This window comes from Schlesneria sphaerica, from assembly GCF_044336245.1.
In the GTDB taxonomy this organism is placed as follows: Bacteria; Planctomycetota; Planctomycetia; order Planctomycetales; family Planctomycetaceae; genus Schlesneria; species Schlesneria sphaerica.
The window spans coordinates 5,260,960-5,282,527 of record NZ_CP172346.1 but is presented as its reverse complement, the minus strand read 5'-3'; the positions used below and the strand labels follow the sequence as shown (position 1 = coordinate 5,282,527).

The window sequence follows — 21,568 nt, the reverse complement described above, 5'->3', positions numbered from 1 at the left end:
ACGGAAGAGATTCCCTGACGGGCTTCTGCTACCTCCAAGCCCCGGCCACAGCATCCGTGTGTTCGATTGCCTCAGTTTCCATGCGAGCTTCGGTATCGCAATCAGCACCGGGTTGCCGCTCGGCACATCCGAGTCAAGCTTTCCTCGAAGTCACAATCCGACTTCATTCCTTATCCATCCCAGGGCATGGCACCATAAATGCCATGCCCCACGCCCTACCCCAGCTCGATCCTGGAATACACCTCGTTGCCTCTCAATACGAGGACTGTCGATTCGAGGAACACGACATCTTGCTACTTAAGAGACTGCATAGGCGCACACGTCGCTTTGGCCAGACTCCTAAAACTCACCGATCGTGTTTCCATCCCGAACACTATAGAGGTTGCAAAGAATCTCGATCGCAACATTCTCGCTCACGAAACGAACCGAACCGTCGCAGAGCGTAAACTGAGCTCCACCGGTGTGATAGCTGAAGGCATTGTCATCGTTATTGGCAAAGTACATCGTGGAAAAGTTAACAGTTGCATTGATCGGAGAGTTTGTCCGCCCGTTCGTCCGTACGGTCTCATCGTTACCACCACCGGGCGCACCGATCCAGATCGGCCAGTCATTGAAGGCCGTCGGCGCGGTCGTTCGGCGCGAAGCAGCACTCGTCGTACTGGTAACATACGTTGACTCTGCCACCGCGATCGTGTTACTCAATCCATCGATCACGTCACGAAATGCCTTCCCGCCCCCTTCCCATTGCTTGTGCATAATGCTGTCATCGCCATAGCAACTTCCACCCGCTGTCTTGTAAGACGAAGTCGCATATCCGACGATCGCCGGATTGCGGGGCGGAATCGATCCCCCTCCCACCAACTGCGAGCCTGGAATCTGCCACGACGCTGGAACCGTCGTGGGGAGTGCTGACGACGGACACAAGTAAGCGGGAAGAACAGTCTCACCACCGGGAACCCGCAGAGCTCCGACGCCGTAGTACCGTTCGCGAGTGGGAACGTCGCTGACAACTCCAGGATAACCTTGAGGATTGATTCTATTGTAAAGATTCGCCTGATCGATGTAGGGAAGAATGGAAACCATCCAACCAAGCCCGTCATCCTGGAAGGAGGTGTTCGTCGCTTGTGTCGCTTCTGTCGAGATTGACGCACCCCACAGTGCAGCAGGAAAGCGACCAAAAGTCCCTTCATAATTATGCAGTGCCAATCCAATCTGCTTAAGATTGTTCTTACACTGCGTGCGGCGTGCTGCTTCACGCGCCTGCTGTACTGCGGGCAACAACAGCGCGATCAACACTGCGATGATGGCAATCACCACGAGTAATTCGATCAGCGTAAACCCACGCGGCCGCCTTCGAGATACCAGCATTTCTTTCTCCAATCTCAGATTTGAATCAAGAACGACTCTCGCAGCACCTGGACGTCCCCGCGAGCCCCCCAACGCGAGGGACATTGCCAATCCAGTTCCCCATCATTCCCGTACGAGCCGGATCGAGCACCCGTTCGCGGGCCCATGAACAATGCTGCGAAGGAGAATTTACGCATCAACATGAATAACAGATGAAGGGTTAGTGAAATCCTTTTCGCTCTCTTTAATTGTGCTGCAGGCTGCTGAGGTTTGGGAATTGTGTTCGATGTAATCCCTATGGCAGATTAGTACTCACGCGAACCCAGGTGCCTGGCATTCTTTCTTTCGGATCCAGTACTGCATGGAGTCCTGATGTATGCCGAAGCCTGACGTTGATTCTGATGATCAGGTGAAGTCGATCTCGAGACTTTGGCAGCCCCCCCCTTATCCACTTTCCTAACTGCCCGCCAGGCCCCCGGAACAGACACCACGCGCAAGACAACCCCGCCATCGGTTTTCGGACTTTATTGGAGCCAAACCCGCTCTCCAACATCCTCCTGCAACGCGTTGACAACCCTCCCCGAGTCCCTGGCTGAATCATCGAGCAGACCACACGACTTCTGAGTTTTCACTCATTCTTAATGATTGCTTCTTGATTCATTTTCTTTAGCTTGGACAATCGCTGCACCTGTGAGACGAATCCGACTCTGTACGTGCAACGTTGACATCTAGAATCTGAGACACTTCATCCGGCGTTATTTCGTTCTCAATGCTTAAACACTGAAGAAGCTGAAGTCCTGATTGGAGAATCCGTTACGGGAACGGTGCTGACGGCCTTGGGTCTATGTCCGTTTTAAACCTACGTTGGTTTGCGCTGCGAGCTTGTGAATTCGCCTTCGAATCGCCCTGCATTCCGAGGATGAAACGTGATTGAAGACAGATGTGGCAACTGTGACGTGTTCGCCCTCAGCAGCCCCCATCGAGAAGCAGCGAGTTACGTCACATCTTGGCTTGACCTGTGGTGCGGAATTGGACGCGCATCTCGTGCAGTATGAGTTCCCCATGAATTGTCGCTCAGCGTCGATGCCAGTTCCTGCCCTTTCGACAGACAGTTAATTGTTACGTTCTTCGGTTGTAACAAGGAAGATTAGGATACACATGAGCTCTGTAATCAAGACTGTATTTACAGGAGTGGCGCTGGCAGGACTGACCTGTCAGTGCATTTCGGCCCCCCCGAAGTCTCGTACGGTTTCATTTCAAGAAGGTGCTAATGGCTATGCAGGCACCGTCGATACAGAGATCTGGGCGTTGGCGACGACGACGATTCTGGCGGCCAATCCCAATGCCTCATCTGATTCGAACAACGACGGAGGGGAAAGCCAGGTTCTGCTCCGATTTGATGACATCATTGGTGACCAGAAGGGTCAGATAAACCCGCATGCTCGAGTCATCTCTGCCAAGCTACTGGTGAGCGCATTTGACCAGGGTGATACGGTCAACCTGCACCGGATGCTTGTCCCATTCGACCGTGCAGCAACCTGGAATAGCGTCGTCGCGGGCATCTCGGCCGACGGTTTTGAAGCGTCACGGCATAAAGACAGCTTTACCTTCGGGAAGATCTCAGCCAACGCGTCAGAAATCGTGTTTGATGTGACAGACACGGTCCAGTCCTGGGTCAATGGGGATGACAACCACGGCTGGGCGTTTCTCAACACCGGAGGAAATGGATGGGACTTTTACACATCGGAGGCCGAAATCCTGTCACAACGTCCGAAGCTGGTTGTGGAGTTATCTGACGCTCCAGTTCATTAGCCTTGTCTGTGCAATCAATTAAGAGTCGCGTTCGTTATATGTTCCGACCACCACACAACAGATGATCGTCTTTTGTGGTCCCGACGTCCCGTTTTCACTTCACCAGGTAGTCACTTACTCGCTCATTCAGGAACGAAAGCTATGTCAGAACCTGCTGCCGGCACGTGGTTCAGTGATCCCGCTCATTTTCAGCGACCCAGTCGTCGCGACATCTTGAAGGTCGGTTGGCTGGGAGGACTAGGACTGTCGCTGGGTGATCTGCTTCGGCATGAATCTGTCGCAGCGTCAAAGGGACGCAACATCCCCGCAACGGCAAAATCGGTGATTCACGTTTATCTGCAGGGTGGGTTTGCCCACATGGATAGCTTCGATCCGAAGCCGGATGCACCGATCGAATATCGCGGAATTCTGGACCCGATCAGTACGTCGTTGCCCGGAGTCCAGTTCAGTTCACACATGCAGGAAATGGCAAAAGTCGCCGACAAGCTGACAGTCGTGCGCAGTATGTCACACACAGAGGTGGATCATGCACGTGGCGAGCATAGTATGTTTACGGGATATCGTCCCAGTCCGGCACTGGTCTACCCCAGTGTCGGAAGCGTTGTCTCGCACGAGTTGGGTCCTCGCGGTGCCCTTCCCCCTTACATCTGCATTCCAACTCAGGGAAGTCAATACTTTGGTAGTGGCTACTTGAGCAACTCCTGTGGACCGTTCGCCTTGGGGACGGATCCCGCTCGCCCCGGTTTCACCGTGCGAGACCTGAGTCTGCCCAAGGGTGTCGATGAGCAGCGTTTTTCTGACCGCAAGTCGTGGAAGGAACTCGTTGATGACCATTTCCACCACACGGAACGTGACGACTCTTTGACGACCATGGATTCATTTTATCAGCGGGCCTATGACCTGCTCGACTCACCTCAGGCCCGTCAGGCATTCAGTCTGAAAGGGGAAACGGAAGAGACGAAAGAGCTTTACGGAATGAAGAGCTGGGGTCCCATTTTGCGTCCTTCTGCAGGAGCAAGGTTCCTGGTCGCCCGTCGACTGATTGAAGCAGGTGCCCGTGCCGTGACCGTGACCTATGGGGCCTGGGATACTCACGCTTACCACTATCGAGGCATCGAGACTCAGTCGCCCGATCTCGACAAGGCCTTTGCCGGCCTGATCCGAGACCTTGATCAACGTGGAATGCTCGATTCCACACTGGTCCTGATTACCAGCGAATTTGGCCGAACTCCCAAAGTGAACGCCGGTGGGGGTCGCGATCACTGGCCCCGTGTGTTCAGCATCGTCATGGCAGGAGGTGGAGTTAAACGAGGTCACGTCTATGGATCATCTGACGGACTGGCCGCAGAACCGGTCGATTCTCCACTCTCCGTGGAAGACTATACCACCACGGTTTACCACCTGCTCGGAATCGATGCCAGCAAGGACCTGATGACCCCAGGCGATCGCCCGCAGCAAATCGTGCTGGGAGGCAAGCTCGCTACAGGGCTGTTGGCATAGTCGTAACAGTTGTCCTTCGGTGGCGGGGGAGGGATTGTCATCAGCTCGGCAGCTCAGACGCCAGTTCCGGACGTGAGACAGAACCCCTGTTCGAGATTCGGTGGAATGGTCTTTCCGCTGCGTGACGACCTGCCCTCTGACCACCCGGGGACAGGGACAACGTTTCTCTCGTTCATACGCATCATTTGGATTTCATTATGCGAATCATGCTGACAACAGCGTTTCTTGTGGGGCTGCTGAACACGACTCAAGCTGCCGGTCCTTCGGTTGAGTCTGTGATACCGGCAATCGGACAACGCGACACCAGTTTCACTCTCAAACTCGTGGGAGCGGGGTTGTCGAAGGCCAGCGAGCTAATGCTCTATTCTCCTGATGTTGTCTGCACCGAGTTGAAACCCGTCACGGACAACGAACTTCTGGCGACGCTGAAGACGACGCACGACTGCCGTCCCGGCACATATGCATTTCGGGTCCGTTCCCCGCAGGGAGTTTCGGAACTGCGGATCTTTCGGATCACTCCATTTCCCGTCGTAAATGCAGATGAACCTAATGAATCCCTTGAAGAGGCCATGTCGCTGGACAGGAATGTCACGGTGACCGGTCTGCTGGAAAAAGGAGATCGGGATTATTTCAAGCTGAGACTTCGCCGAGGAGACCGACTCTCTGCAGAAGTGGAGGCGGTTCGATTGGGGGCGACCATGATCGACACGGTTTTGACCGTCTTAGATGCGGAAGGAAAAGAGCTCGCCAGTGCGGATGACACACCTCTTTTCGGACAGGACCCCTATGTGTCGGTGATCGTCCCGGAAGACGGAGATTACTTCGTACGAGTTCAGGAAGTAAATCTGGATGGGGACGATAGCGGTTACGCCCTGCACGTAGGAACTTTTCCGCGTCCTTCGTCCGTCTTCCCAGCCGGTGGCCGAATTGGAGAAAGTCTTACGGTTCGCTTTCTGGGAGATGCCGCGGGGCCGTTCGAACAGAAAGTCCAGCTACCAGCTTCACCTGACAACACCCATGGCCTGTTTGCCAGTCATCTGGATACGACCTCACCAACCGCCATCCCCTTCCGGATTTCACCCTTTGAGAATGTTCTTGAGGTGGAGCCAAATGATGCCGCTGGGACTTCGTCAAACCCAGCAATCGATCTCCCTGTCGCTTTCAATGGTGTTTTAAGCCAGATCGACGATATCGACCTGTTTCGATTTCGCGTGAATGCCGGTCAGCGATTTCAGTTCGAAGCGTTTGCAAGCCGCCTCGGTTCACCCGCCGATACAGTGATTTCCATTCTAGATTTGGACGGAAGTATTCTCGTCAGCAACGACGATGACGGGTCTCACGACAGTCGGCTGGTATTTCAAGCTCCCCGCACAGGAGAGTATCTGCTGCGGGTCGTTGATCAACGTGGAGCAGGTGGCGAACACTTTTTCTACCGGGTCGAGGCCACTCTGACACTCCCAGCCCTCACGGCTTTTCTGCCACGCCCCAATCGACTGTCACAAGAACGACAGGCGATTTCTGTACCGCAGGGAAATCGAATTGTCACTTTCCTGGGAGTCAACCGAAAAGGGGTGACGAGCAAAGTGCAATTAACTCCGCAGGGACTTCCCTTGGGGATCAAGAACTTCCCTACGACGATTGACTCCGATCGCTTCCAGGTCCCGGTCGTGATTGAAGCGGAGGCGGATGCGCCAATCGCGGGGGCCCTGGTGCAGTTGAACGCGACGGGAAGTGCGAATCAGTCAACCGTGACAGGGACATTTCAGCAGGTGGTCGATCTGATCAATATGTCGGCCGACCGACTTTATCAGTCGGTCAGTGTGGACCGCCTGATGATCGCCGTGGTCGAACCGGTTCCGTTTCGAATTGAACTGGAACCGTTGAAGTCGCCACTGGTCCAGGATGGTTTCGTGGAATTAAACATTCACGTGCACCGCGACCCGGGATTCAACGACGCGATCGATATTACGTTTCCCTTCCTCCCGCCGTGGGTTGATGGACCGCCACTCATTACTGTCCCGGCGGACAAGACAGTCGGAACATACCTGGCTCACGCACACCCGCAGGTGGAACCTCGGAAGTGGACAATCTGTGCCGAAGGACGAGTCTCTACAGGGCTTTCACGGGGTCCCGTTTCCGACGACATCGAGATGGCTCCTGCCCCTCGAGGTCGCGGTCGACGCGCACAGATCGACACGGCAGTTTCATCTCAACTGATCGAACTCGACATCACCAGATCCCCGGTTAGTGGAACGATCGGCCGAGTCGCCGGCGAACAAGGAACGACACTTCTCGTCACTTGTTCCATCGAGCGGAATGGCGAACTCCCCCATCGACTCATCGCAACGCTCGAAGGATTGCCGAATCGCGTGCACGTCGAACCCGTACAAGTCGACTCCCAAGCGAAACAGGTCACGTTTTCGGTCAAGCTGGATCCCACGGCACCCGTTGGCGAATTTGACAGCCTGGTCTGTCGCTTGACCGGTACCCGGGATGGACAGTCTGCCTCATTCAACCTTGGCAGGGGTGGGCTGCTCAAGATCGTTCCTCCCGGCGGCCTCGTCACCGACGCTGAAGGGAGACCGCTCAGCCCGCTAGAGGCTTTGAGAAAAACACAAACTGAAGCCGATCCGGAAAACACCGTCGGCGGCAACAAGGCAAGCTCTCGTTAACAAGATCATCCGCGCCAATGGAACTCGCCCCTCGCCCATTATTTGTGAGCCATTCTCCTATGACGTTCTTACATCGCCTGGCACCGTTGTCGGTTGCCCTGCTCCTGACCGCTTCAATCGCCCCTGCGGCCGAAATGAAGAAAGTTGAAGATCAGGTCGCGCCCCGTCTGCAGGCATTTCCTGCAAAAATCTCACTGACCAATCGTCGAGAATCACAAGAAGTCGTCGTCCAACTTCTTGCAGCAGATGGCAGCAACAAAGACGTGACTGATTTGGCCCGGATGGAGATCGCCCTGCCCGCCGTCGCCCGGTTAGCAAGCGGATTCGTCGAACCGCTAGCGGATGGCCAAACAGAACTCGTGATCCAGTACGAGAGTTTTTCGACACGCATCCCGATTGAGGTATCTCATTCAAAGGATCCGGCCGAGTTTCGGTTTCGTAACGATGTATTGCCTGTCTTGACCCGTGCCGGTTGCAACACTGGCAAGTGTCATGGATCTGCATCGGGGAAAGACGGTTTTCGACTAAGTCTGTTTGGATACGATCCGGCAGGTGATCACTATCGCATTACGCGCGAGTTGAGCGGTCGTCGGATCAATCTGGCGGCACCAGCGGATTGCCTGCTTGTCAACAAAGCGATTGGGCAGGTCAATCACACGGGAGGCCAGTGCATTGAGCCCGATACCGCTCACTATCAGACATTAATCCAATGGCTGACAGCCGGAGCACAGCCAGATCCGGAAGATACCGCAAAGCCCGTTCGGATCGAAGTCTTACCGCAAAATGCGATCTTCCGTGCCCCGGGCGACGACCAGAAACTGCTGGTCACCGCGTACTACAGCGACGGCACCGATCGGGATGTCACCGACCAGGCTGTCTTCATTAGCAACAATGATTCCGCAGCCAAAGTCTCCGTTGACGGTATCGTCTCGGCAATGGGGCCCGGAAGTGCATTTGTGATGGCCCGATTTGATCAGTTCACACAAGGGGCCTCGATCATCGTTCGTCCCGGAACGGCGTTCCAGTTCCCAGACATTGCAGCTCATAACTTTATCGATGAGCACGTCCACGACCACTGGCGCAATATGCACCTGCTTCCTTCTGAAGTCTGTAGCGACGAAGTGTTCATGCGACGTGTTTATCTTGATCTGATTGGTCTGCTGCCATCAGCAGAAGAGCGTCACTCGTTTCTCAATGACCAAGCGAGCGACAAGAGGGAGCGATTAGTCGATCTGCTGCTTCAGCGGGACGAGTTTCTGGACCTCTGGGTCATGAAATGGGCCGAGACGCTCCAAGTCAGGACAAATAACGGAGTCAGCTCCAAAGGACTCATGCTCTACGACCGGTGGCTGCGAGACCGGGTTCGATCCGGCGAATCAATTGACAAGATCGTTAATGAACTGATTCCCGCAACCGGAGGGACATTCGAGAATCCTGCCACGAATTATTTCCAGACGGAAACGACACCCGAACTGCTCGCCGAAAATGTGGCTCAGGTTTTTCTCGGAACACGAATTCAGTGTGCCCAATGCCACAACCACCCGTTTGATCGCTGGACCATGGACGACTACTACGGCTTTGCGTCGTTCTTCAGTCAGATCGGTTACAAACAGGCCCAGGATCCACGCGAACTGACCGTCTTCAATTCTGGTGAAGGTGAGCTGCGACACCCTGTCAGGGGCGAAAAGGTTCTGCCGAAGTTTCTCGGTGAAGCAGGTCCCGACCTCAATCCCGAAGACGATGTCCGGAAATCGCTCGCCGACTGGTTAACCTCTAAAAGAAATTCAGAATTCGCCCGAAACACGGCAAACATTGTCTGGTCTCACTTCTTCGGTATCGGGATCGTCGAGCCGGTCGACGATATCCGGGTCAGCAATCCCCCTTCTAATCCGGCTCTCTTTAAAGCACTTGGTGACCGATTCGTCGCATACAATTTTGATTTACGATCGCTTGTAAGAGACATCTGCAACTCTCGAACGTATCAATTGTCGACACATCGCAATCCCTCGAATGAATTCGACGAACGCCACTTCTCTCATGGACGAATCCGGCGACTCCGTGCCGAAATCTTGCTTGATTGCATCAATCAGGTGACTCAAGCTTCGGATCGCTTTCCTGGTTTGCCGGAAGGAGCCCGAGCAGTGCAGATCGCCGACGGTCGGACCCAGAACTACTTCCTGACCACATTCGGACGATCCACACGTCAGACCCCCTGCACATGTGAAGTGAAAACAACTCCGACTCTGTCTCAGGCTCTGCATCTGCTCAACGGCGAAACGACCTCTGGCAAAATCGCTCAAGGCGAAGTCGTGGAATCCCTGCTTGAGGAGGACTCTGATCCTGTCGCCGTCGCGAATCGGCTCTACGAGAAGTGCCTGTCTCGTCTACCCACAGTGAAGGAGTCGAAGGCGATCCATGACAAGCTCGCTGCTGCAACGGACACACAGGCGGCACTGACAGATCTGTTCTGGGCACTTCTGAATTCAAATGAATTCGTTTTCAACCACTGAGTCATCACTGCCGGTTGAAAACATGAGACGGGCACCTCGGATAAGACAATTTCTCGTTGATTTCGGGACGGCAGCGGAACCAGTCCCCACTTTTCAACACACTGATAAAAGCGAGTCGTCAAGTGAAGTCATTTTCCTCTGCGATCACCACGTTCTCATCACTGATGATCGCCCTTTATGCCTCAACCCTCCTCGGGCAAACGAACTCTTCGAGCACCGCCATTGTTACCTACGATCAGGTGCAACCTGTATTCAAGAAGCATTGCGTCAGTTGTCACGGCATCGAACGTGAACGGGGCGATCTGGACCTTTCGTCGACAGAGGGAATCAAGTCGGGCTCTTCATCGGGACCCGTCGTGATTTCCGGCAAGCCTGAAGAAAGTCTGCTTTACGCCGTGACTGCACATCTTGAATCGCCCCGGATGCCGCCAGGGAAAGCGAAGATTCCGCAACGGGAACTTGACCTGATCCGAAGCTGGATCGAAGGGGGACTGCGAGAAAAACCCGGAAAGTCCATTGCCGCGACTTCGGTGAAGAGTAAAGCCCCTTCAACCACGGCAGCGACTAAAGAGCCTGTTCCGAATTCGATCACTCGATCACTGCCCCGCCTGACTGCCGTGACGGCACTGGCGATCAGTCCCAAAGATGGATCCGTTGCCGTATCGGGCTTGAAAGAGATCCTGGTGTTTCCTCAAGGAGGGGCGACACCTCCCAAGGTCGTTCCTTTTCCGGAAGGCGATCTCCATGCGCTGCGATACTCGCGCGACGGTGAATGGCTGATTGCCGGCGGAGGAATCGGTGCCGAATCGGGCAAAGTCGTCGTCTTTAATGCCGCAACCGGGCAGAGACTGTTCGATGTCGGCAACGAAGCCGATGTTGTGCTGGCTTTTGATGTCTCACCCGACCGTCGATTGATCGCACTCGGTGGTCCCGGCAGAAACGTGAAACTCTTTCGCACATCAGATCAACAACTCGTTCATACATTACAAAAACATACGGACTGGATCTTGTCGATTGCGTTCAGCCCGGACGGCTTGCTCCTGGCCAGTGGTGATCGATTTGGTGGTCTGCAAATCTGGGAAGCTGCAACAGGAAAGCCCTTTTACTCGTTGCGCGGACACACCGGTTCAGTGACTGCAGTTGCCTGGGGAAAAACTTCTGACAACCTGCTATCCACTGGTCAAGATGGATTCCTGCGATTGTGGGACATGCATCAGGGCTCACCCATCAGGACGTGGAATGGCGAGCTGGGAGGAATCGTCTGTGCAGAATGGACGACATCCGGTGAGATTGTCGCAGGTGGACGGCGGAAACAGTTCGCTGTTTTTGACCCACAGGGACAGCGACTGCGGGACTGGACCATGTCCGATGAAGTTGTCGAACTGGCGGTCAACTCCGATGGAACTCAGGTGATTGCCGGAGACGCATCAGGACATCTGGCAGCCCGGTTCATTGCGAATGGAGAGTCGGCTGGGGACTACTTGATTCCCGTCGCAGAACATTCATCGAGCGAACGTACAGGCAACGCGGCCGCGTCAGCTGCACTCTCAATACCGCAGCGCAAGCCACGTTCAAAACCCGTCAATGCATCCTCCACTGATCATGCCTCGATGAGTTCACCATCGCCCGGTGCCTCATCTGAAGTCACAACCGATGAAGCGAGATTACAGAAAACACTCGAGGCGCTTCACGATACGGAGGCTGCGATTCGGGCCACGGAAGAGTCTCTGGCAAAACTCAAGACTTCTGCAGCGGCGCTGCGACAGCTGATCGAAGCCCAATCCACTCAAGCTGAGAAGGCGAAGGATGCAGCAAAAGCAAAATAGGTCAGCGTCACGCGACGATTGAAGTGTCTACTACGAAGGATTTGATGTGAAACTGCGATCAATACTGCTGCTACTGACTTTGATTGCCGCATGCGTCGATTCGACAAACGGCGAAGACTGGCCGGGATGGCGTGGCCCCCGTGGAGACGGCATCAGTCTGGAAACATCCGCACCGCTGTCATGGTCTGCAACTGAAAATATTGGCTGGCGCACTCGATTACCGGGAAATGGACTCTCTTCTCCGATCGTCTTGGGAAGCCGCGTATTCGTGACAGCAGGTGACTCGAGCGATGAAACACGCCGGGTAATCTGCCTTGATGCAGCAACGGGTGAAATCCTCTGGAACGTCTCGGTCCACCAAGGTCCCGGTGGCACCATGCACCGATTCAACTCAACGGCGTCGAGTACCCCGGTCAGCGACGGTAAACTCGTGTTTGCGACATTTGTTGATGACCGCGGACTGTACGTCGTCGCCCTGGACTTTGATGGGACGATTGTCTGGGCTAAGAACCCAGGGACGTTTTACTCGAATCACGGATTCGCTGCGTGCCCTGTCATTTACGGTGAGGGAGTCATCATCAACGGACAGCAGGACGGCGAAGCGTTTGTCTGTATGCTTCGCCGAACGGATGGTCACGAACTCTGGCGTCACATCCCGACGACGAATCTCCGTTCCTTTTCCACCCCACTGTTAACCACCGTGGAAGGAGAGGACCAACTCATCCTGACCGCAGGGCCAGCGCGCACTCGGCGGTAAATAGGTAAGATGGGGTAACTTGCGCCAGGGGCCTAATCATCATACCTTGATGCGATTGTTTGCGACAAGAAGCGAGCTGCGGCATTAAGGTGGATCATGGCGAAGAAAGACTCTGGTAGCGTTCGTCTGAGCTTGGATGAAATCATTCCGTATTTCGCGGAGCTCGAGGATCCTCGTTCTTCCATCAATCAGAAGCATCCCCTCGTGAGTGTCATCGTGATCTCCATCATGGCCGTGCTGGGTGGTTGCAGTGGCCCTACGGGAATCGCGGAATGGGCAGAACTGAAGAAGGACTTCCTGCTGGGTCTGCTCGACTTGCCGCAGGGAATTCCTCGCAAGGATGTCTTTCGTCGAGTGCTGATGTCGTTGAACCCCGGCGCCTTTCAGGCGTGCTTCACGCAATGGCTGGAGGCCTTACGGGCCGCAGCGGCGGAGGTTCTGGATCATGATCAATTGCTGCTGGCGATTGACGGCAAAACATTACGCCGCAGCCATGACCGGAAGAAGGGGTTGGGGGCTCTGCATTCTGTCAGCATCTGGGCCAGCGAAATGGGCTTGAGCCTTGGGCAAGTCGCGACTGACGAGAAATCCAATGAAATCACGGCGATTCCCGAGATATTGAAACTCGTCGATCTCCGAGGCGCGATCATTACGATCGACGCCATGGGAACCCAGACAGCGATCGCCAAACAGATCATTGCGGCGAAGGCCGACTATGTTCTCGCTCTGAAAGGGAATCAAGGATCCTTGTACCAGGCAGCGACGGATTATCTCGAAGAACAGATGCAAACGGATTTCGCCGATGTGGACGCTCGTCGGCACACAACGACGGAGACCGGACATGGTCGACGGAGACCGGACATGGTCGCACCGAGACACGTACCTATGTGCAACTCCCCATTCCAGATGTTCTTGCGGGTGCTGATCGCTGGGCGTCACTGAAGACGTTAGGGGCGGTCATCTCGATGGTCGATCGTGGAGGCAAGGAAACCGTCGACATCCGGTATTTTATCAGTAGCCTCCCCTTGGGAGTGAAGTGCTTTGCCAAGGCCGTTCGCAGTCATTGGTCGATTGAAAACAGTTGCCACTGGACCTTGGATGTCACGTATCGAGAAGACGAGTCCCGCATCCGAGAAAAGCAACTTCGGGAGAACATGGCGTGGCTCAACCGACATACTCTTTCGCTGCTCAAGCAACAGCAAAACAAGAAAAGCGTCGCCATGAACCGCAGAAGATGTGGCTGGGATGATAACGTGATGCTCAAAACACTAATGGGAATCAAGAGTTAGTACGCGCTGGCCCTGATCCTGACCGGTTCAGCCAAAACCCTTGGTCTGAACCCGAACACTGGTGAAACGGTCTGGCACGCGGATGGACCAAGTCAGAAATTTGTCTGCACACCTGCCGTCGGCCATGGGATGGTCTTCAGTTTTGGTGGTTCACCCGATAAGCACGCGATGGCCTTACGACTGGGAGGACGGGGTGATATCCTGCAATCCGGACTCGCCTGGCGAAACGAAAAATCCATGCCGTATGTCCCATCACCCATCCTGGTCGGAAATTACCTGCACATCATTAACGACAATGGTGTCTATACCTGCCTGGAACCTCGTACCGGCAAGACTCTCAAAACAGCTCGAAAGTTTGGATCGGTCTACAGTTCTCCGATCGCCGTGGCTGACCGAATCTACTTCTTCGAAGATTCGGGGAACTGCACAGTCATTCAAAACAATGACCGTTTTGAGGTACTCGCTCAGAACGCACTCGGTGAACCTACCCAGACGACCCCCGCCATCAGTAACGGCAGACTCTACATCCGCACTGACTCACATCTGGTACAGGTTAAGTGACCAGCGTATCGCATGGTCTTCAGCAGACGTGACTGAACATCAGGCGTCTTACCTCGCTCAATCCACCCACGGCGAGCAGGTTGTCGCGACCAAGATCACTTCGCGGAAATTAGCCAACGCACGGGAGCATGATGCGATCAATCGAGTGCTCCTTGTTCTCGTTACTCGCAGTCGTTTTAAAAACCTATTCTGCCGAATGTGGTCAATCGAGTTCTGGACGAGAACCCAGGTGCAAGCGGGTTGACTGTATGAACGGGCTGGCACCGCGAACATTTTCATATTCACGGAACCACTGGCTGGGTGGCGAAGTTACTGTCAGACAGACCAAAACAAAGATCGACTGGGCTGTAGAAATGGCTCAGTCGCTCGAAGGTCGATAAGCGACGTCAGTAAAAATTATTCTGGCCTTCGACCATCTAAACACGCTCACTAAAGGTCTGTTTGACGAGGCATTCGAACCGGGCCGTGCCCGAAAACTCGTCCGACGGATCGAGTTTCACTACAGCCAAAAAAACACGGCAGCTGGCTGAACATCGCTGAGAATGAACTCCACTCGTCACCCGTCTCCCCTTCCCTCTCTCCCCCCTGCAGACGCATCTCCTGATTTCACAAGCATGATCTGACAGGGGTGGATCTCTACGCGGGGCGCTGGGTTCGGGGCTTGCGAGCCCTGGATCGCGGCGTTCAACAGACTCCGTTCCGAACGCTGCACCGCCCGTCCTTTGTCACCCGACGTTGTCACTCTCCCGCTCTGCCGGTGAAATTCGCGACACTTTGTACGGCATTTGTGTGAGCCGGCAATGTCAGCATTGCCGATGGAAACCTTACGAAATTTTCATCCCAACCGCCTTGAACTGCGTTAGGGTCCTCGCCTCACCGGCCCGCTTCAGCCGGCTCAAAGGATTACAAAAATTCACACCCGCAAAACATGCGAATACTTAAACAATTGAAATACAATGATTTACAAACTCCAAAACCAATGAAACCAGTGCTAGAACCTGTGCTCAACAAGTTGTTTTCTGGCAAAATCGGGGGTGGTCATGGGAAAACCCTGCTTGACTCAAAACTTACGAAAACGTAAGATTTACACCTACTTAGATTCAAATGTTTGAATCCATAAGACGAAAGGGACTTGCTCATGTCACACAAGACTCTTGTCGCCAAACAACTCGCAGAACTTTTGGGCGCACTCTCGCACCCCCACCGCATTCGCATCATCGAAGAGTTACGAGACGGTGAGCAAGATGTGAATTCACTTCAGCTCGCACTGGGAATCAGTCACTCCGGCGTGTCGCAACACCTCATGGTACTTCGAGCCAATCGGCTCGCGTCCGAACGGCGTGAAGGACGCCACGTCTTCTATCACCTTCGCCAACCCGCGATTGCAGGCTGGCTGCTGAAGGCGACTCAGTTCCTTGAGAAGGGAACGGTTGAAGCGGACGAACTACGAGAAGCGATCGACAAAACCCGCAAAGAATGGGCGGCCAGTTCGGATCAGTCCCATGTCGAAGTCCAAACCCCAACTAAGTAACGAGAGGCATCACGATAATGCAAAAGCTGATCAAGGGCATCCATCAGTTTCAGGAAGAAAACTTTCGACCCCTGCAGGGACTGTTCGAAAAGTTGTCCAAGGGACAAAATCCAGAGACACTGTTCATCACCTGCTCGGACTCCCGAATTGACCCGAATCTCCTGACGCAATCGCAGCCGGGCGACCTGTTCATTCTGCGAAATGCAGGAAACATTGTCCCTCCTCACGGAGCGGCGAATGGGGGCGAAGCGGCGACGATCGAGTTTGCTGTCGCAGCCCTCGGTGTCAAAGACATCATCATCTGCGGCCATTCTCACTGCGGTGCGATGAAGGGGCTTCTGGAGCCTGAGGCCGTGGCGACTCTGCCCGCCGTTTCGTCCTGGCTCTCACACGCAGAGACAACACGCCGCATCGTCCAGGACAATTACGGCCATCTGGAAGGTGACAAACTGGTCACCGCCACGGTCGAAGAAAATGTACTGGTTCAACTTGAGAATTTGCGGACCCTGCCCGCCGTAGCTTCGCGCCTGGTCAAGGGAGATCTTCATCTGCATGGCTGGGTCTATAAAATTGAAACGGGCGACGTATTTGCTTACGACTCAGCCGAGGGGCAGTTTGTTCCCGTGTCGCAGCACCAGCCCAGTGAAGCCCTCAGTCGGCGACGTACGGTCACCATCTGACATGTACACTGCACCCTGTGGAGGGAAAGCATGACAATCCGTGACTCTCGGAAATTCTGGCGTGAAGCGTTCACCTGGCATGGCTCAGTCACCCCCCTGGTGATGCCCAATGTCCTGTTATTCGGTCTGTTTGCGACCGTCGTCTGCCTGCTGGCATGGCTGGAAGAACGCTACTATCAAGTTGAAATCGGGCTGGAAATCGCCCCCTTTGAAATTGCCGGGGCGGCACTGGGCCTGCTGTTGATTCTCCGTACCAACGCAGGACACGATCGCTGGTGGGAAGCCCGAAAACTGTGGGGTGGAATCGTCAACCAGTCTCGAAACGTCGTCATCAGTGCCCTTTCCTACGGCCCTGAAGACACCGTTTGGAGGACGCGATTCGTGCGTTGGGCCGCAGTATTTCCGCATGTTTCCCGCTGCCAGCTACGGGGCGAACCCCTGTCGCCGGAGATCACTGAACTTGTCGGCCAGAACACCGCAGAGCAGATTGGTGCGTCAGTGCATCCCCCCAGCTACGTCGCCATGCAGATGGCGACGCTGCTGCGGGAGGCCTATGAAAGTGGCCAGATGGACCGTTTCGCATTCATGCAGATCGATCGCGAACGTGCCACGCTGATTGATCATATTGGTGCCTGCGAGCGAATCCTGAAGACGCCGCTGCCAAAGGTCTATGCCATCAAGATCCGGCGGTTCCTCGCCCTGTTCCTGCTCACGCTGCCGTTTGCACTCCTGCACCGCATGAGCGGAGCATGGCTGGTTCCCGTGATCACAATGATGGTCGCTTATCCCCTGATGGCACTCGACCAGATTGGCATTGAACTTCAAAATCCTTTTGCCAAGGCCAATCTCAGTCACCTGCCGATTGGGGATATCTCGGCCAATATCGAAAAGAACCTGCTCGGCTTCCTGCGCGAAAAAGAAGAAGCCGCGATCGACGAAGAACTGCACCAACGGCTCAGCCTTCATCACTGACACGCACACCCTGGGCATCAGATGATACACAGCACAAGCCGGCCATTCCTCCACCCAGGGTGGAGGAATGGCCGGCTTGTGAATTTATCAAGCGGGGACTTCGTAGCCCTCACTCGACGTCACACTGAGTGACGTGCCAGTGATTGACCCAGTCGAGCCCCCTTCAGCACTCTGCACCAGGCGACTTCCACGACCTTCGACTCCCTCTGCCCCTCCATCGCGATCACCACCAACGGAGCCATGGAGCAGCCTGATTGGCGTGCCTTCGGGGCGACGGGAAGGTGCTGACCATACCTGCTTTGTCGTCACGGAGGGGAGCCACTGCTGCACAGCACGTCAATGCGGCACAATTTACAACCCGCAACGGAATCACGTCATCAGCACGGGAGAGAGCGCAACAAAAAAACCGCCCGATACGTCATCGACGCAGGGGCGGTTTTCAAATTGCGATGCCTCTTACAGAAGCGGCGATTCATTAAAGGATCGATCGGACTTTCGCCAGGAAGTCGGCGTTGGTCGGATACTTCTGCAGGATCCGAGTCAACTGTTCCATCGCTTCGACCGGGCTCAGAGAAACCAGGCTGCGTCGCAGCAAGGTGACCCCTTCCAGCACTTCGGGCGACAGAATCTTTTCTTCGCGTCGGGTACCCGATTTGGAAATATCGATGGCTGGCCAGATCCGTCGTTCGGCGAGTTCCCGGCTCAGCACCATTTCCATGTTTCCGGTCCCCTTGAACTCAAGGAAGATCGCCTCGTCCATACGGCTGCCGGTCTCAATCAGAGCGGTCCCGACCACGGTCAAGGAGCCCCCTTCATCAAACTGACGAGCCATACCGAACATCTTCTTCGGAATGTCCATGGCCTTCACGTCCAGACCACCGGTTCCCGTGCGACCCGTGTTCGTCCACTTGTTGAACGCGCGGGCCGTTCGAGTGATGCTGTCGAGCAGCACGAAGACGTCACGGCCGGCCTCGGCCATTCGCTTTGCCCGCTCGAAAACAAGCTGGCTGACACGAATGTGGTTTTCGACTTCGCGATCCAGCGAGGAAGCAACAACTTCCCCCTTCACCCGGCGACGCATTTCCGTCACTTCTTCAGGACGTTCGTCAATCAGCAGAACAATCAGGTAAATGTCCGGATAGTTCGTGCTGACCGAGTCTGCGATTTCCTGAAGCAGCATCGTCTTGCCTGAACGTGGCGGTGCCACGATCAGAGCCCGCTGCCCCTTGCCGATTGGCGTGAGCAAATCCATGACGCGCATCGTGATCGGCGAAGCACCCGTTTCGAGCTTGATCTGCACGTTCGGGTTGATCGGCGTCAGCGAATCAAAGTTCTTGATCTCGGCATACTGCTCGGGAAGACGACCTTCAATCGACTGAATCGAACGAAGGCGGGGGCCCTGCCCGCGGCCACCGGGAATGCTTTCTCCGGTGATCAACACCCCTTCACGAATGCCATACTTTTCCAGCAGTGAGCCGGACACGAACGAATCGGTTTCCTGCGAAACATAGCCCGCTTTCGGATCACGCAGAAAACCGTATCCCTTCGGATGCAGTTCCAGAATCCCCTGGACCAGCGTCACGGAGTCTGGACTGACGTTACGATCCTGATTCCCGCGGGGCTCGGAATAGTTGCGGTTCCCCCCGGGGCCGCTGTACTGCGAGCGCCGGTTGTCCTGTGACGGACGTCGCTGACCGCGACCGGAAGACTGCTGGCCGTAACCACCCTGGCCCTGCTGACTGTAGCCACCTTGACCCTGCTGATTATATCGCCCCTGTTGGCCACGCTGCTGGGGCTGGTTTGGCTGTCCGCCCCCTTCGGCCTGTCCACCAGGACCACGTCCGCGTCCCCGACGACGGCGACGGCGACGATTCTGTCCACCTTCCTGGAAGCCATCTGGTCCGGTTGAGTAGCCGTCTCCACCTGACTGGCCGCCATTGGCACTGCCGGCCGATTCAAGCGAGTCACCCGTAGAGGACTCGACGTGATCCTCAGGTCCGAAGCTCTCGGCGGTGCTTCGGGACTCGACAGTATTTCTGGGCTCAACGGTACGTGAAGTTGATTCAGCACGTGAAGTCGATTCAGCCGGTACTTCTCGCGGTGCTCGTGGTTCGCGAGGCGCTCGCGGTTCCCGGCCTTCGCGAGTTGATGTTGATCGCGATTCAGACGAACGGGATTCTTCTGATTGACGGGCTGCACGACTGGGGGCTGCAGCAGGAGTCGCTTCAGGCGACTCAACGGGAGCAGCCGCTTCGGGAGTTGCTTCTGCACTTCGACTCGCTGCGGTGGAGCGAGTACGGGTACGGCGGGGCCGCTCGGTGCTTGCGGTCGTGGCCGCACTCGAATCAGCGCGGCGGGTTCGCGTGCGGCGTGGAGCAGGTTCGGCTTCCAGCGCCTCGAAGTCCATGTCTTTTTCGGTGGGATAGCCTTCTGTTTCCGCTCGCACTGCCGCGATCTCGTCCAGCACATCTTCGATCAGCGGCTTAGCCGTCTGCGATTCCGCGCCACTCTCACGCAGTTCGTTGGATTCGGCCGCATCGACCTTCTTCGTACGGCGACGCACGACGCGCTTGGGAGATCCGGAACTTTGCTCTGCTGTCATAAACACTTCCATTGGCTAAACACGCTCAGCAAGAGCGGGCAAGAATACCTCAACGCAGTCGAACGGCGGCTGCCATTCGGCGGAGTACACATCGGTCCAGATAGGAATCCCCAGCACATCCAGGCGGGTTCCGTTCAAGTTGTCTGACCCCGTCAAACGGGATCCAAGATGAAACAAACGAAGAAAAAAACGTTTCCAAAACTGATTGATCAGGGACTGTCAAAAGGCAGCTCAACACCCGAAGGACAATTCCTGCGATACGCACGAGAAACCGAACCCAGCTTCGCTCGATCGTTACTGTCCCCGCCTGTGGCGAAAGACCGTAAATTTTGACCTGAATACGAAAAATTCCTTACCTGCCCGACATTCTCGACTGCAAAAGTTTTCGTGAACCTCACATGCGAGCGCGATTGGGATTCGCTTCGATAGAAGTGTTCTCGACGAAAACGAGCCGGTGCCAGGCAAATCCAACTCGTGAAAACACGTTGAGTGATCGTCGAAAGCCTAAAGCGGAATGCAAGCAGAAAGCGTTCCGAACTGAAGAGCTAGAGGACGAAGAACTCAAGATGCCACAGCCCCCATTTCTTTGAACACCGAACTGCAACGGATACCGTCACAACTCGAATTCTTGGGAACCGTCACGAACACGGGGACATCTTGCGAAGCGAGGTGACTCATTGGACAGGCCGTTGAGTCAGTGCCTTTCGGAAAGCACGTATCGACATTGGGATCATATCGAGCTTAAGAGTTATGTCAATTCAAGTCTTTTGCACAATTCCCCAATTTTCATCAGAGTTCTCCAATGAGATCGGAAATTCGCTGAAATTTCCCTCCTCTGCCTCTGACCGGCACCCTCAAAGGATGCCTTTTTTCGCTGCAAAACAGACCTGTTCAGCCCCTTCCATCACCCTCTCAAATCCCCTCGTCACACTTCCCGCAAAACCGACGGAAACGACGAATTTTCACCCGCCACGCGCGCGTTGACACCTCCCTTTTCTCCCGCATCGCACCATCATCCCAATTGAGCCGCACCTCCCTGGCCCCAAAATCGACTCTGCAGTCCCACCCTCGTCCGAGCAACAAACCCTCTCACACTTCGACCGGCTAAGCACAAAGCCAGGACAATCCGTTACACCAGCCGTTGCTGCCCATCGTCTACTGATTGCGTTCGCTCAACTCCCAAGTCCTGTAGCGTGCCTCTGGTTGGAACGTGTCTGGAACAAGAACCATGCGCTCATGTCCGCAGATGCAGACATCCCCCCCCAAAGCAAAAAGACCGCAAGAGTCCCGAAACTTGCCCAGAATACCGCTGGTCAACGGGGCCATCGAGACATTAGTCTGCACCGTGAATGCAGCTGCTCGTCTTCCCACCGAAACGAAACTGTGATTCATTCGGTCCCTGACCGGACTTCGCGGCAGTTCCTGACAGATCTTCCGTCAACTGGGCCAGCCCCCGCCCCCAACGCCGGATGGCTCTCAACACCGCCGCCCCCGTCCTCACCCGAGGCT

Annotated in this window: 12 protein-coding genes and 1 pseudogene; 11 read left to right on the top strand and 2 right to left on the bottom strand. The window is 55.2% G+C overall.

The window, feature by feature from the left end:
• Positions 1 to 339: 339 nt before the first annotated feature.
• The gene (locus tag ACGY09_RS19105) at positions 340 to 1,368 is read right to left on the bottom strand and encodes a DUF1559 domain-containing protein (protein WP_397569000.1); all 1,029 of its coding nucleotides are present in this window, start codon (positions 1,366 to 1,368) and stop codon (positions 340 to 342) included.
• 1,137 nt (positions 1,369 to 2,505) lie between these two features.
• Here ACGY09_RS19105 and ACGY09_RS19100 point away from each other — a divergent pair.
• From ACGY09_RS19100 to ACGY09_RS19050, 11 genes and pseudogenes are all read left to right on the top strand, one after another.
• Positions 2,506 to 3,159 carry a DNRLRE domain-containing protein gene (locus ACGY09_RS19100; protein ID WP_397568999.1) on the top strand — a complete coding sequence of 218 codons (654 nt, stop codon included), beginning with the start codon at positions 2,506 to 2,508 and terminating at the stop codon, positions 3,157 to 3,159.
• 141 nt (positions 3,160 to 3,300) lie between these two features.
• On the top strand, positions 3,301 to 4,659 hold the full coding sequence (locus ACGY09_RS19095; RefSeq protein WP_397568998.1) for a DUF1501 domain-containing protein: 1,359 nt from the start codon (positions 3,301 to 3,303) through the stop codon (positions 4,657 to 4,659).
• Positions 4,660 to 4,856: 197 nt separating this feature from the next.
• Positions 4,857 to 7,331: a PPC domain-containing protein gene (locus ACGY09_RS19090; protein WP_397568997.1), complete on the top strand. Its 2,475-nt coding sequence runs from the start codon at positions 4,857 to 4,859 to the stop codon at positions 7,329 to 7,331.
• 59 nt (positions 7,332 to 7,390) lie between these two features.
• Positions 7,391 to 9,841 (top strand): DUF1549 domain-containing protein, encoded by a 2,451-nt coding sequence (locus ACGY09_RS19085; RefSeq protein ID WP_397568996.1) that lies wholly within the window; start codon positions 7,391 to 7,393, stop codon positions 9,839 to 9,841.
• A 122-nt stretch (positions 9,842 to 9,963) separates the two neighbouring features.
• Positions 9,964 to 11,667 carry a c-type cytochrome domain-containing protein gene (locus ACGY09_RS19080; protein WP_397568995.1) on the top strand — a complete coding sequence of 568 codons (1,704 nt, stop codon included), beginning with the start codon at positions 9,964 to 9,966 and terminating at the stop codon, positions 11,665 to 11,667.
• A 46-nt stretch (positions 11,668 to 11,713) separates the two neighbouring features.
• Positions 11,714 to 12,424 carry a PQQ-binding-like beta-propeller repeat protein gene (locus ACGY09_RS19075; protein ID WP_397568994.1) on the top strand — a complete coding sequence of 237 codons (711 nt, stop codon included), beginning with the start codon at positions 11,714 to 11,716 and terminating at the stop codon, positions 12,422 to 12,424.
• A gap of 96 nt (positions 12,425 to 12,520) precedes the next feature.
• Positions 12,521 to 13,713: pseudogene (locus ACGY09_RS19070) on the top strand (ISAs1 family transposase).
• A 129-nt stretch (positions 13,714 to 13,842) separates the two neighbouring features.
• A complete protein-coding gene (locus ACGY09_RS19065) occupies positions 13,843 to 14,274 on the top strand; it encodes a hypothetical protein (protein ID WP_397568993.1) in 432 nt (143 codons plus the stop codon).
• 1,138 nt (positions 14,275 to 15,412) lie between these two features.
• Positions 15,413 to 15,805, top strand: a complete 393-nt coding sequence (locus ACGY09_RS19060) for an ArsR/SmtB family transcription factor (protein WP_397568992.1) — start codon at positions 15,413 to 15,415, stop codon at positions 15,803 to 15,805.
• A 17-nt stretch (positions 15,806 to 15,822) separates the two neighbouring features.
• Positions 15,823 to 16,485, top strand: a complete 663-nt coding sequence (locus ACGY09_RS19055; protein ID WP_397568991.1) for a carbonic anhydrase — start codon at positions 15,823 to 15,825, stop codon at positions 16,483 to 16,485.
• Positions 16,486 to 16,515: 30 nt separating this feature from the next.
• Complete coding sequence (locus tag ACGY09_RS19050; protein WP_397568990.1) at positions 16,516 to 17,457, top strand: bestrophin family protein; 942 nt, start codon at positions 16,516 to 16,518, stop codon at positions 17,455 to 17,457.
• Positions 17,458 to 17,932: 475 nt separating this feature from the next.
• On the opposite strand, the gene rho is transcribed toward ACGY09_RS19050, so the two are convergent.
• Positions 17,933 to 20,059, bottom strand: coding sequence for a transcription termination factor Rho (rho, locus tag ACGY09_RS19045; protein ID WP_397568989.1), 2,127 nt, complete (start codon positions 20,057 to 20,059; stop codon positions 17,933 to 17,935).
• Positions 20,060 to 21,568: the final 1,509 nt, after the last annotated feature.

What these genes read in the sequence shown, in the direction of transcription:
- ACGY09_RS19065 (WP_397568993.1), top strand. Translation starts at nt 13,843, where the DNA reads ATGGTCTTCAGTTTTGGTGGTTCACCCGATAAGCACGCGATGGCCTTA.
- ACGY09_RS19050 (WP_397568990.1), top strand. Translation starts at nt 16,516, where the DNA reads ATGACAATCCGTGACTCTCGGAAATTCTGGCGTGAAGCGTTCACCTGG.
- ACGY09_RS19085 (WP_397568996.1), top strand. Translation starts at nt 7,391, where the DNA reads ATGACGTTCTTACATCGCCTGGCACCGTTGTCGGTTGCCCTGCTCCTG.
- ACGY09_RS19095 (WP_397568998.1), top strand. Translation starts at nt 3,301, where the DNA reads ATGTCAGAACCTGCTGCCGGCACGTGGTTCAGTGATCCCGCTCATTTT.
- ACGY09_RS19100 (WP_397568999.1), top strand. Translation starts at nt 2,506, where the DNA reads ATGAGCTCTGTAATCAAGACTGTATTTACAGGAGTGGCGCTGGCAGGA.
- ACGY09_RS19055 (WP_397568991.1), top strand. Translation starts at nt 15,823, where the DNA reads ATGCAAAAGCTGATCAAGGGCATCCATCAGTTTCAGGAAGAAAACTTT.
- rho (WP_397568989.1), bottom strand. Translation starts at nt 20,059, where the DNA reads ATGACAGCAGAGCAAAGTTCCGGATCTCCCAAGCGCGTCGTGCGTCGC.
- ACGY09_RS19090 (WP_397568997.1), top strand. Translation starts at nt 4,857, where the DNA reads ATGCGAATCATGCTGACAACAGCGTTTCTTGTGGGGCTGCTGAACACG.
- ACGY09_RS19105 (WP_397569000.1), bottom strand. Translation starts at nt 1,368, where the DNA reads ATGCTGGTATCTCGAAGGCGGCCGCGTGGGTTTACGCTGATCGAATTA.
- ACGY09_RS19060 (WP_397568992.1), top strand. Translation starts at nt 15,413, where the DNA reads ATGTCACACAAGACTCTTGTCGCCAAACAACTCGCAGAACTTTTGGGC.